The organism is Micromonospora sp. U21 (assembly GCF_018070045.1).
Lineage (GTDB): Bacteria > Actinomycetota > Actinomycetes > Mycobacteriales > Micromonosporaceae > Micromonospora.
In genome coordinates, this window is record NZ_JAGPYK010000024.1 from 40,191 (window position 1) to 55,268 (window position 15,078).

11 protein-coding genes are annotated in these 15,078 nt (G+C 72.0%); 9 read left to right on the forward strand and 2 right to left on the reverse strand.

Annotated features, from left to right (window positions below):
- The first annotated feature begins 75 nt into the window (after positions 1-75).
- From KBX63_RS25755 to KBX63_RS25785, 7 genes are all read left to right on the forward strand, one after another.
- A complete protein-coding gene (locus KBX63_RS25755; RefSeq protein WP_210915570.1) occupies positions 76-1,380 on the forward strand; it encodes an ABC transporter substrate-binding protein in 1,305 nt (434 codons plus the stop codon).
- Between the two features lie 67 nt (positions 1,381-1,447).
- On the forward strand, positions 1,448-2,416 hold the full coding sequence (locus tag KBX63_RS25760; RefSeq protein ID WP_210915572.1) for a carbohydrate ABC transporter permease: 969 nt from the start codon (positions 1,448-1,450) through the stop codon (positions 2,414-2,416).
- A gap of 1 nt (position 2,417) precedes the next feature.
- The gene (locus KBX63_RS25765; RefSeq protein WP_210915574.1) at positions 2,418-3,314 is read left to right on the forward strand and encodes a carbohydrate ABC transporter permease; all 897 of its coding nucleotides are present in this window, start codon (positions 2,418-2,420) and stop codon (positions 3,312-3,314) included.
- Positions 3,311-5,551 carry an alpha-xylosidase gene (gene yicI / locus KBX63_RS25770; protein WP_210915582.1) on the forward strand — a complete coding sequence of 747 codons (2,241 nt, stop codon included), beginning with the start codon at positions 3,311-3,313 and terminating at the stop codon, positions 5,549-5,551. The genes KBX63_RS25765 and yicI overlap by 4 nt, the downstream gene beginning before the upstream one ends.
- Complete coding sequence (locus tag KBX63_RS25775; protein ID WP_210915584.1) at positions 5,548-6,957, forward strand: GH1 family beta-glucosidase; 1,410 nt, start codon at positions 5,548-5,550, stop codon at positions 6,955-6,957. Before yicI ends, KBX63_RS25775 begins: the two co-directional genes overlap by 4 nt.
- 149 nt (positions 6,958-7,106) lie before the next feature.
- Entirely contained in the window at positions 7,107-7,943 is an 837-nt protein-coding gene (locus KBX63_RS25780) for an alpha/beta fold hydrolase (protein WP_247663087.1), read from the forward strand.
- Between the two features lie 9 nt (positions 7,944-7,952).
- A complete protein-coding gene (locus tag KBX63_RS25785; RefSeq protein ID WP_247663088.1) occupies positions 7,953-8,798 on the forward strand; it encodes an AraC family transcriptional regulator in 846 nt (281 codons plus the stop codon).
- Here the strand turns inward: KBX63_RS25785 and KBX63_RS25790 are convergent.
- Both KBX63_RS25790 and KBX63_RS25795 read right to left on the reverse strand, forming a co-directional pair.
- The gene (locus tag KBX63_RS25790; protein ID WP_210915587.1) at positions 8,795-9,388 is read right to left on the reverse strand and encodes an NTP transferase domain-containing protein; all 594 of its coding nucleotides are present in this window, start codon (positions 9,386-9,388) and stop codon (positions 8,795-8,797) included. The two genes, KBX63_RS25785 and KBX63_RS25790, sit on opposite strands and share 4 nt — an antisense overlap.
- A 141-nt stretch (positions 9,389-9,529) precedes the next feature.
- Complete coding sequence (locus KBX63_RS25795) at positions 9,530-11,239, reverse strand: bifunctional 3'-5' exonuclease/DNA polymerase (protein ID WP_210915589.1); 1,710 nt, start codon at positions 11,237-11,239, stop codon at positions 9,530-9,532.
- Between the two features lie 268 nt (positions 11,240-11,507).
- Here KBX63_RS25795 and KBX63_RS25800 point away from each other — a divergent pair, with 268 nt between their 5' ends.
- On the forward strand, positions 11,508-13,310 hold the full coding sequence (locus tag KBX63_RS25800; RefSeq protein ID WP_247663089.1) for an ABC transporter ATP-binding protein: 1,803 nt from the start codon (positions 11,508-11,510) through the stop codon (positions 13,308-13,310).
- Complete coding sequence (locus KBX63_RS25805) at positions 13,307-15,058, forward strand: ABC transporter ATP-binding protein (RefSeq protein WP_210915590.1); 1,752 nt, start codon at positions 13,307-13,309, stop codon at positions 15,056-15,058. Before KBX63_RS25800 ends, KBX63_RS25805 begins: the two co-directional genes overlap by 4 nt.
- Positions 15,059-15,078 lie beyond the last annotated feature (20 nt).

A 15,078-nucleotide genomic window follows, 5' to 3' on the forward strand; every position in this document is an offset into this window, starting at 1 on the left:
CGGCCCGCCGCCGCGCTGCAACGCGACGACGGGCCCAGTGCAGTACCGGCTAGATACTCAACGAGGAGGATAGCAATGCAGCGATTCCGCCGGATCGTCGCCGCGATCGCCCTGGCGGCGACCGCTACGACCACCGTGGCCGCGTGCGGCGGTGGTGACAGCGGGGACGACAGCGGGGCCAAGACCCTCAAGCTCTGGCACTACGAGAGCGCCAACAGCGCCATGGGGGTCGCCTGGGACCGGGCGATCGAGATCTTCAAGGCCGAGCACCCGGGCGTCGAGGTGCGCTTCGAGCGCAAGGCGTTCGAGCAGATCCAGCAGAACGCCGGCATGATCATCAACTCGTCCGAAGGCCCGGACATCATGGAGTACAACAAGGGCAACGCGACCGCCGGCCTGCTCTCCTCCCAGGGCCTGCTCGCCGACCTGAGCGCCGAGGCCGACAAGCGCGGCTGGGCCGGCAAGCTCAGCCCCAGCCTGCAGACCACCGCCCGCTACAGCGACAAGGGTGTGATGGGCTCGGGCAACTGGTTCGGCGTGCCGAACTACGGCGAGTACGTCACGGTCTACTACAACAAGGACCTCTTCGACAGGTACGGCGTGAAGGTGCCGACCAGCATGGCGGAGATGACCGCCGCGATGGACACCTTCGTCGGCAAGGGCGTCGCCCCGCTGGGCATGGCCGGCGCCGAGTACCCTGCCGGTCAGCTCTTCTACCAGCTGGCGCTGGCCAAGGCGGACCGGCAGTTCGTCGACAACTACCAGCTCTACAAGAACCCGGTGGACTTCACGGCCGACCCGCTGAAGTACGGCGCGGACACCTTCGCCGACTGGGTGAAGAAGGGCTACGTCGCGAAGAACTCGGCGAGCCTGAAGGCCGAGGACATGGGCACCGCGTTCATCGGCGGCAAGACCCCCATGATCGTCTCCGGTAGCTGGTGGTACGGCCGGTTCAAGGCCGAGATGAAGGCCAACTGGGACACCTTCCTCTTCCCCGGCAACACCCTGCAGGCCGGCTCGTCCGGCAACCTGTGGGTGGTCCCGGAAACCAGCAAGGCCAAGGGCCTGGCGTACGACTTCATCGACATCACCCTGCGTCCGGAGATCCAGGACCTGATCGGCAACAACGGCGGTGTCCCGGTCGCCGGTGACCCGGCGAAGATCAGCGACCCCAAGGACCGGAAGCTGATCGAGGACTTCAACACGGTCAGCAAGCAGGACGGCCTGGCCTTCTACCCGGACTGGCCGGTCCCCGGCTACTACGACGTGCTGGTCTCCGGATTCCAGGGCCTGATCAACGGATCCAAGTCGCCCGACCAGGTACTCGACTCGATCGCCAAGCCGTACGCCGACGGCGTCAAGGAGATCACCGGCAAGTGACGCGGCGAGCGGCGGGCGCGACCGGCACGACCGGGGCGCCCGCCCGCTCCACCGGGAAGGATCTTCCATGGCAGTCTCCGAGACCGTCGCCGCCCCGTACCCGGCAGCGACGCCGACCCAGCCCCCGCCCGGCCGCGGACGTCGCGGCCGCAACGCGGCGTACTGGCTCTACCTGCTCCCCGGAGCGGTGCTCTTCATCCTGGTCATCGGCGCACCGCTGGTCGGCACCGGCTACCTGTCGCTGACCAAGTGGTCCGGAGTCGGCGACCCCACCTGGGTCGGCCTGGACAACTACCAGCAGTTGCTGCACGACGAGGTGTTCTGGGCGTCGTTCCGGAACACCGTCGCGATGCTCATCGCGATGGTGGTGGCACCCACCCTGCTCGGGCTGGTGCTCGCCTCGGTGCTCTTCGACGTCATCGGCCGCCGGTTCCGGCCGCGCACCGCCGCCGCGCTGCGGGCCGCGTTCTACCTCCCGCAGGTGCTGCCCGTCGTGGTGGCCGGCATCGTCTGGGGCTGGATCCTGCGCCCCGACGGCGCGTTCAACAGCCTGCTCGACGCGGTCGGCCTCGGCGCGCTACGCCACGACTGGCTCGGCGACCCGGGCACCGCCCTGCCCAGCGTGATGGCGGTGATGATCTGGGTGCAGATCGGCTACCCGGTGGTCGTCTTCATGGCGGCGCTGCAACGCGTCGACCCCGAGTTGTACGAGGCGGCCGAGGTCGACGGCGCGAACTGGGTCCACCGGTTCCGGGCGATCACCCTCCCGCAGATCCGGCCGGAGACCTTCGTGGTGGCCCTGACCTGCACCATCGCCGCGTTGAAGGTGTTCGGGCCGATCTTCGCCCTGACCCGCGGCGGCCCGGAGAACGCCACCAACGTGCCGTCGTACTTCGCGTACTACACGTTCTTCAAGAAGCTCCAGGTCGGCTACGGCTCCGCGATCTCCACGGTGCTCACACTGATCATCGTCGTGGTGGCGGTGGTCTTCATCTGGATGCAGGCCCGCAGCGAGCGCCGGGACCGGGGGTTCTGAGATGGCCGTCACGCTCATCCCGACCGGGAGCGCGGTGGTGACTCCCCGCCGGAACAAGCCGAGCCGCGACCGGCACCGCCGCGGGGCCGCCCGCTGGGTGGTGCTCGCCCTGGTCACGCTCGCCGCGATCGCCATGCTGGTGCCGTTCGCGTTCATGCTGCTCAACGCGTTCAAGTCGCCGACCGACTACTCCTCGGGCGGGCCGTTGAGCTGGCCGACGGAGTTCTACACCAAGGGTCTGCGGACGTACTGGACCACGGTGAACTTCCCGCTGAAGCTGTGGAACTCGGCGCTCATCGCCGGCTCCGTGGCGGTGCTCGGCGTCGTCGTCTCGCTGCTCAACGCGTACGCGCTCGGCATCGGCCGGGTCCGCGGACGGCTCTGGATCGTGGGGCTCTTCCTGCTGGCCAACATGCTGCCGCAGGAAGCGCTGATCTACCCGCTCTACTACGTGGCCAAGGAGATCGGCCTCTACAACACCCGACTCTCGGTGATCATCATCTTCACCGTGATCCAGAGCGCGTTCGGCACCTACCTGCTCGCCTCGGTGCTGAGCACGTTCCCGCGCTCGCTGCTCGAGGCTGCCTCGCTGGACGGCGCCGGCAAGTGGACCGTGCTGTGGCGGGTGGTCTTCCCCAACCTGCGGCCCACCCTCGCGGTGCTGCTCATCTTCTTCTTCATCTGGACCTGGAACGAGTTCCTGATCCCGCTGGTCATGCTGATCGACAACCAGACGCAGACCATCCCGGTCGCGCTCGCGTCGTTGCAGGGCGACCGCCTGATGGACGCACCGACCACCAACGCCGGCGCGCTGATCAGCCTGGTGCCGGCCATCATCTTCTTCCTCATCTTCCAGCGCACTCTGGCGCGCGGCATCACGGCAGGAGCCGAGAAGTGAAGTTCACCGACGGGTACTGGCAACTGCGCCCCGGCGTCAGCGTGCTGCGCCCCGGCACAGTCGAATCGGTCGAGCCGGACGAACGCGGCTTCACCGTCTTCGCGCCGGCCGGCCAGATCACCGGGCGGGGCGACACCCTCAACCGGCCCGTGGTCACCGTCCGGTTCTTCTCCCCCGCCCCGGGCGTCGTCGGCGTGACCATCGGCCACCACAGCGGCGGGCTGCCCCGCGAGCCCCACTTCGGGCTGGCCACCGACGACGAGCATCCGGTCAGCATCGACATCACCGGGATCAACGCGACACTGACCACCGGCGAGTTGACCGCCCGGGTCGCGCTCATCGACGGGTGGCGGGTCGACTTCCTGCACGGCGACCGGTTGGTCACCGCGTCCACCGGGCGCAGCGTCGGCGTCGTCACCGACGGCGAGGGCCGCCGGCACGTGCACGAGCGGCTCGCCCTCGGCGTCGGCGAGACGGTGTACGGGCTGGGCGAGCGGTTCGGCCCGTTCGTGAAGAACGGCCAGACCGTGGACATCTGGAACGCCGACGGGGGCACCGCCAGCGAGCAGGCGTACAAGAACGTGCCGTTCTACCTCAGCAGCGCCGGCTACGGGGTGTTCGTGGACCACCCGGAGCACGTGTCGTTCGAGGTCGGCTCGGAGGTCGTGACGCAGACCCAGTTCAGCGTCGAGGGGCAGTCGCTCACCTACTACGTCATCGACGGGCCCACCCCGAAGGACGTGCTGCGCCGCTACACCGCGCTGACCGGCCGCCCGGCCCGGGTCCCCGCCTGGTCGTACGGGCTGTGGCTGTCCACGTCGTTCACCACCTCGTACGACGAGAAGACGGTGACGGCGTTCGTCGACGGGATGGCCGAGCGGGACCTGCCGCTGTCGGTGTTCCACTTCGACTGCTTCTGGATGCGCCAGTTCCACTGGGTCGACTTCGTCTGGGACCCGGCGACCTTCCCCGACCCCGAGGGGATGCTGCGCCGGCTGCACGAGCGTGACCTGAAGGTGTGCGTCTGGATCAACCCGTACATCGCGCAGCGCTCGTACCTGTTCGAGGAGGGCCGCGAGGCCGGTTACCTGGTCCGCAACCCGGACGGGTCCGTCTGGCAGTGGGACAAGTGGCAGGCCGGCATGGCGCTGGTCGACTTCACCAACCCGGACGCGGTCCGCTGGTTCACCGGCAAGCTCAAGGCGCTGCTGGACATGGGCGTCGACTGCTTCAAGACCGACTTCGGTGAGCGCATCCCGACCGACGTGGTGTGGCACGACGGCTCGGACCCGCAGCGGATGCACAACTACTACTCGTACCTCTACAACAAGGCGGTGTTCGAGCTGCTGGAGGCCGAACGCGGGGAGGGCGAGGCGGTGCTGTTCGCCCGCTCGGCCACCGCCGGTGGGCAGCAGTTCCCGGTGCACTGGGGCGGCGACTGCGAGTCGACGTTCGTCGCGATGGCCGAGTCGCTGCGCGGCGGTCTGTCCCTGGCGGCGTCCGGCTTCGGCTACTGGAGCCACGACATCGGCGGCTTCGAGGGCACCCCCGACCCAGCCGTGTTCAAGCGGTGGGTCGCCTTCGGGCTGCTCTCCTCGCACTCCCGCCTGCACGGCTCCGGCTCGTACCGGGTGCCGTGGGCGTACGACGACGAGGCGGTCGAGGTGCTGCGGCACTTCACCCGGCTCAAGCTCCGCCTGATGCCGTACCTGGCTGCCGCGGCGCAGGAGGCGCACCGCGACGGCATCCCGATGATGCGGCCGATGATCCTGGAGTTCCCGGACGACCCGGCCGCCGCACACCTGGACCGGCAGTACATGCTCGGTTCCGACGTGCTGGTCGCGCCCGTGCTCAGCGCCGACGGGGAGGTCACCTTCTACGTGCCCGCCGGCACCTGGACGCACCTGGTCACCGGCGCTCAGCTCACCGGCCCGGCGTGGGTCACCGAGAAGCACGAGTTCGACAGCGTGCCGGTGCTCGCCCGACCGGGCGCGATCATCCCGTTCGGGGCGCGCTCGGACCGGCCCGACTACGACTGGGCCGACGGCGTGCAGCTGCGGCTCTACGCACCGGCCGAGGGGCAACGCCAACGGGTACGGATCCCGGCGCCCGGGAACGGGCCCGGTGCGGAGTTCGAGGTGAGCTTCCGCGACGGGGTCGCCACCGCCGAACTGGTGGCGGGCGCCTCGTCGGCGTACCACTGCGTGGTGGCCGGGACGGAGGTGGCGGCGCGATGACCCCACGCACCTTCCCGGAGAGCTTCGTCTGGGGCTCGGCCACGGCGGCGTACCAGATCGAGGGCGCGGCCAGCGAGGATGGCCGCGGACCGTCCATCTGGGACACCTACAGCCACACCCCCGGCCGGACCTACAACGGCGACACCGGTGACGTGGCCGCCGACCACTACCACCGCTGGCAGCAGGACCTGGACCACATCGCCGAGCTGGGCCTGGGCGCGTACCGGTTCTCCATCTCCTGGCCGCGCGTGCAGCCGGGCGGCGCCGGCCGCTTCAACCAGGCCGGCCTGGACTTCTACTCCCGGCTGGTCGACGGCCTGCTGGAACGCGGGGTCCGCCCGGTCGCCACGATGTACCACTGGGACCTGCCGCAGGAACTGGAGGAGGCCGGCGGATGGCCGGTGCGGGAGACCGCGCTGCGCTTCGAGGAGTACGCCGCCGGCATCGTCGCCGCACTCGGCGACCGGGTGCACACCTGGACCACGCTGAACGAGCCGTGGTGCTCGGCGTACCTGGGCTACGCCTCCGGCGTGCACGCGCCGGGGCGTTCCGAACCGGCGGCCGCGCTGGCCGCCGTGCACCACCTCAACCTGGCGCACGGCCTGGCCGGCCGGGTGGTCCGGGAGCTGGCGCCGACCGCCGAGCTCTCGGTGACGCTGAACCTGCACGTCATCCGGGGCGCGTCTGACTCGGCCGCTGACCAGGACGCGGTCCGGCGGATCGACGCGTTGGCGAACCGGGCGTTCCTCGGCCCGATGCTGGACGGGGAATACCCGGCCGACCTGCTGGCCGACACCGCCTCCGTCACCGACTGGTCGTTCGTCCGCGAGGGCGACGAGAAGCTGATCGCGGTGCCGCTGGACGTGCTCGGCGTCAACTACTACTCCAGCACGCTGGTCCGGGCGTGGGACGGGGTGTCGGCCCGCTCCGACGTCGACGGGCACGGCGCGTCGACGTCGACGCCGTGGGTCGCCGCGGAGAACGTCGACTTCCTGCCGCAACCCGGCCCGTACACGGCGATGGGTTGGAACATCGACCCGCCGGCGCTGACCGAGCTGCTGCTGCGCCTCCAGCGTGAATACCCCAGCCGGCCCATGATGATCACCGAGAACGGCGCGGCGTTCGACGATGTGGTGTCGGCCGACGGCCGGATCCACGACGAGCGGCGGATCGACTACCTGCGCCGGCACATCGGCGCGATGGCCGACGCCCGCGCGCAGGGCGCGGATGTGCGCGGCTACTTCGTCTGGTCGTTGCTGGACAACTTCGAGTGGGGCTACGGCTACGACCGTCGCTTCGGCATCATCCGGGTCGACTACGACACCCAGGTGCGCACCTGGAAGGACAGCGCCCACTGGTACCAGCGCCTCGCCGCCACGGGTGAGCTGGACCAGGCGCAGGACTGACACCGACCTACGCGGCGTCGCCGTTACCCGCCCGTCGAGGGCTGGTGGCGGCGACGTCGTTTCGGTGCCATGGTCGCCGCCAGCCGGCGGAACTCCGCGAGGACATTTATCCAAGACGGACGACCGCCGGCCCGGGCATCGTCGTTCCCATGAGCGAGTACGACGTTGCGCAGTCGCAGGGAATGCACGTGGTGCACGACGGTCCGGCGGAGGCGCCGCCGCTGTTGCTGATTCACGGATCGGGGATGTCGGGCGCGTCCTGGAATCCGGTGGTGCCGGCGCTCGCCGGCCACCACCACGTCATCCGGGTGGACCTCCCCGGCTGCGGCCGGTCTCCGGCCTCGCCGTCGTACGAGGTGCCCGACCAGGCGGACCGGGTGGCGGCGGTGCTCGACGACCTCGGCGTCCGGTCCGTCGTCGCACTCGGGCACTCCAGCGGCGGCTACATCGCCACCGCGCTCGCCGAACGACGCCCGGACCTGGTGCGCTCGCTCGCACTGGTCAGCACCGGCCCGAGTCCCGACGCTCTGCTTCCACAGCCGGCCCTGCTCCGGGCCCTGTTGGCTCCGCCGCTCGGTCCGCTTCTCTGGGCGCGGCGATCGGACGCCATGATCCGCAGGGGGATCAGCGTCACCTGCGCGCGTCCGGTCGACGTTCCGGACGATCTGCTCAGCGACGTCCGACACCTCAGATACCGCACGCTGAGGTCGGTGCTGCGCGCTTACGACGCATACATCGAGGAGCGGAGCGTGCCCGAGCGCATTGCCGCTCTCGACGTCCCGGTGCTGGTGGTCTTCGGCGGCGACGACCCCCGCTGGGATCCGTCGTCGGCGCACCGGTACGACACGGTGCCGAAGGCGCGGGTCGAGCTGCTGCCCGGCGTCGGACACGTACCCATGCTGGAAGCGCCCGAGGCAACCAGCAGGCTGCTGCTGGGCTTCACGGCAACGGCCGCGGGCACCCCACCGGCGACCCCGACTGCCTAGACTCGGCAGATGCGGCCGATGGGGACGACCCCGCTCGACTGGTCGTTGGTGGACGTGGTGGTCCCGCGCCCGTCGGCCCGGTTGCCGGGGGTCCGCATGGCCGGGTTCCGGCACCGCGCCTGCGCACCGGTGGACATCGCCATGGTCGCGCACCCGTCGATCACCCTGATCGTCGACCTCAGCGAGGAAACGGGCCTCACCTACGCCGTGGACGGCCAGCACAGAAGTGGCAGCGCCGTCGTCGGCCTGCTTCCCGGTGACCTCCGGGCGACGGGCCGGGGGTTCGGCGAGTGCCTCCAGATCCGGCTGGAGCCGGTCGCCGCGGCCGCCGTGCTCGGCGCGTCGACGGAGATCTGCGGGGCGGTGGTTTCCCTCGACGACGTCTGGGGCCGCGCCGCAGAACGCGCGGAGGCCAGGCTGCGCGCCACCGCGTCGTGGGACGAACGGTTCGCCATCGCCGCGGAGATCCTCGGCCGGCGGCTGGACACCCGTCGACCGGCCGATCCGGAGGTCGCCCACGCCTGGCGGCGGACCCGCACCAGCCGAGGCCGGGTACGGGTCGACAGCCTGGCCGACGAGGTCGGTTGGAGCCGCAAGCGCCTGCTGTCCCGCTTTCGGTCCCAGCTGGGCATCACACCCAAACGCGCCGCCCGCCTGGTGCGGTTCGACTACGCCGTGCACCTGCTCGCCGTAGGTCACTCCGCCGCCACTGCTGCCATCGAGAGCGGCTACGTCGACCAGTCACACCTGCACCGCGACGTGTTGGAGTTCGCCGGGCAGACCCCGACGGCGGTGGCCGCCGCGCCGTGGCTCGCGATCGACGACGTGGCGTGGCCCGCCCCCTCGACCGCCTAGACCCCGACCCGCTGCGGCGGGACGGTCAGGCCGTAGAGCGCCATCAGCTCCGGGGTGTCGACCCGGCTGCCGTCGGCGACCGAGTCGCACGCGATGTCGACGATCTGGTCCTTGTGCGCCAGCAGGTATGGCCGGGCGCCAACGTCGGCGCTGGCCAGGGTGGCGATGCCGGGCCAGTGCCGGCGACCGAAGAGCATCGGGTAGCCGCGCAGCCCGTCGTAGGTGGCGCAGACCAGCACGTCCGGGTACGGCAGTGCGGCCACTCGCCGGACCGCGGCGGTGGTCAGGCCCGGCATGTCGACCGGGACCACCACCACCGCCTCGATCCCCTCGTCGTCCATGGCGGCCAGGCCGGCGCGGATGGACGAGCCGACCCCGGTGCCCCACGCCTTGTTGATGACCACCGTGGCCCTGCCCAGGTCGGCGGTCTCGCGGACCTGGTCGGCGGCGGCGCCCAGTACGACCACGATCTGCTCGCAGCCCGCCTTGGTCATCGTGTCGATCATCTGGTTGACCAGGGGCTTCTCCCCCTGGTGCAGCAGCGCCTCGGGACCACCGATGCGGCGCCCCCCGCCCGCGGCGATGATCATTCCTGCGATCCGGTTCAGCTGCGCCCCCTCCACCGTGGAGCGGACCGGGCACGGCGGTGCCCGGTCCGTCCCGTCCTACGGACACCGGATGCAACGAGTGCGACCGGCCTCGGGTAGCGGGGCAAATAGGAAAATCGTCCGCTATGCCGCGTCGGCGTAGCAGTCGACGATGGACAGATCCAGCGGAAATCGCACCGGAGTGTCGCCGAACAGCAGCGCGGTGGCCCGCTCACCGCTGCGACCGACCGCCTCCGCCACCGCCTCGGCCTGCGCCGCCGGACAGTGCACGACCACCTCGTCGTGCTGAAAGAAGACCAGCTCGGCGTCGGTGCCGGCCAGCTCGGTGCGCAGCGTGGCCAGCAGCGTCGAGGCCCACTCCGCGGCGGTGGCCTGGATGACGAAGTTGCGGGTGAAGCGACCCCGGGACCGCGCGGCACGGGCCCGGGGACTCTGCGGATCAGCCATGCCGTCCGGGTCGCCCGCGACCCCGTCCGGGTCGCCGAACCCGGCTGAACCGGGCGGGCAGGTGCGCCCCAGCCACGAGCGCACCAGCCCGCCCGCCTCACCCGTGCGCGCCGCCGCCTCGACGTAGCCGAACGCCGTCGGGTAGCTGCGCCGCAACACCGCCAGCGCGGGCACCGCCGCCCCGCCGGTCTGCCCGTACATCGCGCCGAGCAGGGCCACCTTGGCCCGCGCCCGATCACCGGCGAAGGCGTCCCGGGCGAGGGCGGCGTACAGGTCACCGGCCCCGCCCGCCGCCGCCAACCGGGCGTCGCCGGACACCGCCGCCAGCACCCGAGGCTCCAACTGGCCGGCATCGGCGACCACCAACCGCCGGCCCGGGTCGGCCACCACCGCCCGGCGGATCACCTTCGGGATCTGCAACGCGCCACCGCCCCGGGTGGCCCAGCGGCCCGAGACCACGCCGCCCGGCACGTACTCCGGCTGGAACCGCCCGTCGCGGACCCACTGCTCACGCCAGGACCAGCCGTGCGCCGTCCAGATCCGGTAGAGCTCCTTGTACTCCAGCACCAGCGGCACCGCCGGATGGTCCACCCCGCGCAGCACCCAGGCCCGGGTGTTCGGCAGCTCCACCCCAACCCGGGCGAACGCCTTCAGCAACTCTGCCGGGGAGTCGGCGTGCAGACGGCGGACGCCGAGCGCGTCGGCGATCCGGGCGGCCAACTCGGCCAGCCGGCGCGGTGGGCCGCCGACCGGGGACGGCTCGCCCAGCAGCTCGGCGAGGACGGCGTCGTGCACCTCGGCCCGCCACGGCAGCCCGGCGACGCCCATCTCCACCGCGATCAGCGCGCCGGCCGACTCGGCGGCCACCAGCAACCGGAACCGACCCGGATGCTCGGCGGCGGCGATCCGGGTGAGCTGGTCGGCGTACACCCGGGTCAGGGCGTCGATCCCCGGGCCCGGCGGGCCGGGCATCGTGTCGAAGAGCGCGCCCTGCCCGTGCCCCGGCGGCGCCGGCGGGCGCGGCGGCGGGTCAGGTGGCACCGGCGCACCGCTGAGCCGGGCCCAGGCGGCGGCGAACGAGCGCGGCTCACCCCAGCGACCGGCGTGGCCGAGCAGCAGCGCCTCGGTCAGCTCCACGTCGTGGCAGCGCTCGACACGCACCCCCGCCCGCAGCAACGCGGGATAGACCGCGCCGGCGGTCGGCCAGACCCAGCGCGGATGCTCCGCGGCCTCCCGCGCGGCCACGGCGCCGGCCAGGTCAGTGACGATCTCCGCCGGACCGGTGGGGTGACCCGCGGCGTCCAGCGGGCGCAGCTCTCCCCCACCCCGCTCGTCCGCCACCACCGCCACCAGCACGCCGGCAATTCTCCCCCGCCCCCCTGACATGAAAGGAAGGGCACCCTATTAACGCCTCCAGTAGAGGAGGGGCCCCTTCTTAACACGCGTGGCGGCAGTACCCGCCCGCGCGGGGTTGGTCGGCGCCCTGGGATTGAGCTGTAACAAGGGGCCCTTCCTCTGCACCAGGCGTTAATAAGGTGCCCTTCCTTACACGGCCGGAAACGGGTCGGTGGGGCGTTGGCGCGGTCGGTAGCGTGGCCGGGTGCCCCCGCAGATTCCGCATTCCGAGCCTGGCACTCCGGACACCGGGGGTCCGATGCGTTACCTCTGGTGGCTGGTCCGCCGCCAGCCCTGGCGGGTGCTGCGCGGCAGCCTGCTCGGGACGGCCTGGATGATCGGGCTGTCGGTCCGGCCCTACCTGATCGCCCGCGCCGTCGACGACGGGCTACGCGCGGGCGACACCCAGGCCCTGGCGCTCTGGGTGGCGGCGATCGTCGTCGCGGGCGTGGGGCTGTCGTACCTGGGCACCATGCGGCACCGCACGATGACCTTCATCCGGGAGGACGCCAAGGCCCGCTCGGCCGCCGTCGTGCTGCGGCAGCTGTCCCGGATCGGCGCGGTGCTGCCGCGTCGGGTCGCCGCCGGCGAGGTGGCCACCATCGGCGGCTCCGACATCGACTGGTCGGCGCAGGTGCTCACGCTGACCGGACCGGGGGTCGGCGCGGTCGTCGCGTACGCGGTCATCGCCGTGTTGCTCTGGTCGATCTCCCCGATGCTCGCGCTCTGCATCCTGGTGGGAGTGCCCGCGGTCGGGCTGGTCGTCGGCCCGCTGCTACGCCGCCTGGAGCGGGCCGAATCGGTCTACCGGAAACAGCAGGGCGCGCTCACCGCCCGATCCGGAGACATCGTGGCCGGGCTACGGGTGCTCGCCGGGGTGGGCGGCCGGGACCTGTTCGCCCGACGGTACGCGGCCAGATCCCGCGACCTGCTCGCCGAGGGCTACCGGGTCGGCGCGGTCAACAGCTGGATCGACGCGGCGACGGTCGCCATCCCCGGACTGTTCCTGGCGGTGGTGGTGTGGCTGACGGCCCGGATGGCGGTGACCGGTGACGTCACCATCGGTGAGCTGGTCGCCGTCTACGGCTACGTGGCGACCCTGATCGTGCCGGTCTGGTTCCTGCTCGAAGGCAGCCACCAACTGATCCGCGGCCGGGTCGCCGCCCGGCGGATCGTCGCCCTGCTCAAGCTGGCCCCGGACGACGTCGGTGGCCCGCGCAGCGCACCGGATCGGCGGGACAGCGTTCCCGACCAGCGCCGCCCGGACGTCGTAGCCGCGCCGGAGCACCCCGCAGACCTGCACGACCCGGCGACCGGGCTGACCGTCCCCGTCGGCCGGCTGACCGGCGTGGCCGCCGACGACCCTTCGGCGGCGCTGGCCCTGGCCGACCGGCTCGGCCGGTACGTGGCCAGCGAGTCCACCTGGGGCGGTGTGCGGCTGACCGGGATAGCCCTGGACGAGGTTCGCGCACGCATCCTGGTCGCCGATCACGACTCGTACCTGTTTCCCGGCACGCTCCGGGACATCCTGCTCTGCCGGACAGAGTCCGACGACGCCCGGTCGAACGACGACGCCCGGTCGAACGACGACGCCCGGCTGAGGGTCGACGACGAGCGGATCAGCGCGGCTCTGCGGGCCGCGTCGGCCGAGGACATCGTCGGTGCGCTGCCGGCCGCGCTGGACACCGTGATCGACGCCCGGGCCCGTACGCTCTCCGGCGGCCAGCGGCAACGGGTACGCCTGGCCCGGGCGCTGCTCGCCGAGCCCGAGGTGCTGATTCTCGTCGACCCGACGTCGGCGGTGGACGCGCACACCGAGGCGCGGATCGCCGAACGGCTACGTGTCGCGCGGGCCGGACGGACGACCGTCGTGCTCGCCACCTCGCCGCTGCTGCTGAGCCGGACCGACCTGGTCGCCCACCTGCGCGAGGGTCGGATCGTCGCCAGCGGCACCCACACCGACCTGCTCGACCAGGACCCCGGCTACCGGCACCTGGTGGCCCGGGACAGCGCCGATCCCGACCTCGATCGACCCGCCGACGCCGAGGGGGCCTATCCGTGAGCCGACTGCCGGTGGCGGACCGCAGGACCGTACGCCGGGCGCTGCGGGACCTGATCGGCCGGCACCGCCGGGCGGTCGGCGTCGTGCTGGCGCTGCACGGCGCCGCCGCGGTCGCCGGGCTCGCCCCGCCGTGGCTGCTGGGCACCATCGTCGACCGGGTCACCGCGGGCGCCGGTGTGGCCACAGTGGACCGGCTGGCGCTGGCGATCGGCGGATGCGTCCTGGTGAGCGCGTTGCTCTCCCGCTACGCGCAGTACGCCGGCCACCGGTTCGGGGAGCGGGCCGTCGCCGACCTGCGCGAGGAGTTCGTCGACCGCACGCTCGGGCTGCCCGTCTCGGTCGTCGAGCGGGCCGGTTCCGGGGACCTGGCCACCCGCAGTTCCGTCGACGTGTCGACGGTCGGCACCACGGTCCGGGACGTGGTGCCCACCATCGTCATCGCCTCGGTGCAACTGGCGCTGCTGTTCGGGGCGGTCTTCCTGCTGCACCCGCTGCTCGGGCTGGCAGCGCTGGCCGGGCTGCCGTCGATCTGGGCGGTGACCCGCTGGTACCTGCGGCGAGCCAGCTCCGCGTACCTCGTTGAGGGCGCGGCGGCCGCGGAGCTGACCGAGACGCTGACCACCACCGCCGAGGGAGCCCGCACCGTCGAGGCGCTGCGGCTGGCCGATGACCGCATCCGGCACGGCACCACCCGCATCACCCGGGTATGGCGGGCCCGGCGGGCAACTCTCGCACTGCGCACCGTGTTCTTCAGCGTGGTGGAGGCCAGCTATCCGCTGCCGGTAGCCATGGTCCTGCTCGTCGGCGGGTATCTGCTCGCTGAGGACATGGTGTCGCTCGGCGCGGTGGTCGCCGCGGCGCTCTACCTCCAGCAGGCGATCGAACCACTGGACCGGCTGCTGCAGTGGACGGAGCAGGCGCAGCGCGGCTTCGCGTCGTTCGCGCGGGTGCTCGGCGTCGGTCTGGTCCCGCCGGAGCCGCCCGGCACGGTGGCCACCTCACGGGGAGAGCGGCTCCTCGTGCGCGGGGCGCGGTTCTCGTACGCCGGGGGGCGCGACGTGCTGCACGGCATCGACCTGGAGGTGCGGCCCGGGGAGCGGCTGGCCGTCGTCGGCCCGTCGGGGGCCGGCAAGTCCACCCTGGCCCGGCTGCTGGCCGGGATCGACGCACCGCGTCACGGCGTCGTCAGCATCGGTGACTGCCCGGTGACCGACCTCGACCCCGCCGAGCGTCGTCGCCGGATCGCCCTGGTCACCCAGGAACACCACGTCTTCATCGGCTCGCTACGCGACAATCTCGCCTTCGCCGCCCCGGACGCTTCCGACGAGCAGATGCGCTCCGCGTTGGTCACGGTGGGCGCCGACTGGTCCGCCGAGCTGCCCGACGGCCTGGACACCGCGCTCGGGGACGGGGCCCGGCAGCTCGGCGCGGCCGAGGCGCAGCAACTGGCATTGGCCCGGTTGGTGCTCGCCGACCCGCACACGCTGATCCTGGACGAGGCGACCGCCGCGCTCGATCCGACGACCGCCCGGCGTACCGAGCAGGCGTTGGCCGCCGTGCTCGTCGGGCGGACCGTCATCGCCATCGCGCACCGGCTCAACACCGCGCACGACGCCGACCGGGTCGCCGTCCTGGCGGACGGCCGGATCACCGAGATCGGCAGTCACGACGAGCTGGTGGCGGCCGACGGGGCGTACGCGGCTCTGTGGCACTCCTGGCACGCCCACGCCGACGAGCGCCCGAGGTGAAAGGAAGGGCACCTTGTGGA

Coding starts and splice junctions, on each gene's coding strand:
- KBX63_RS25785 (WP_247663088.1), top strand. CDS start 7,953: ATGCGGCCGATGGGGACGACCCCGCTCGACTGGTCGTTGGTGGACGTG.
- KBX63_RS25790 (WP_210915587.1), bottom strand. CDS start 9,388: ATGATCATCGCCGCGGGCGGGGGGCGCCGCATCGGTGGTCCCGAGGCG.
- KBX63_RS25760 (WP_210915572.1), top strand. CDS start 1,448: ATGGCAGTCTCCGAGACCGTCGCCGCCCCGTACCCGGCAGCGACGCCG.
- KBX63_RS25800 (WP_247663089.1), top strand. CDS start 11,508: ATGCGTTACCTCTGGTGGCTGGTCCGCCGCCAGCCCTGGCGGGTGCTG.
- KBX63_RS25755 (WP_210915570.1), top strand. CDS start 76: ATGCAGCGATTCCGCCGGATCGTCGCCGCGATCGCCCTGGCGGCGACC.
- KBX63_RS25780 (WP_247663087.1), top strand. CDS start 7,107: ATGAGCGAGTACGACGTTGCGCAGTCGCAGGGAATGCACGTGGTGCAC.
- KBX63_RS25765 (WP_210915574.1), top strand. CDS start 2,418: ATGGCCGTCACGCTCATCCCGACCGGGAGCGCGGTGGTGACTCCCCGC.
- KBX63_RS25795 (WP_210915589.1), bottom strand. CDS start 11,239: ATGTCAGGGGGGCGGGGGAGAATTGCCGGCGTGCTGGTGGCGGTGGTG.
- KBX63_RS25775 (WP_210915584.1), top strand. CDS start 5,548: ATGACCCCACGCACCTTCCCGGAGAGCTTCGTCTGGGGCTCGGCCACG.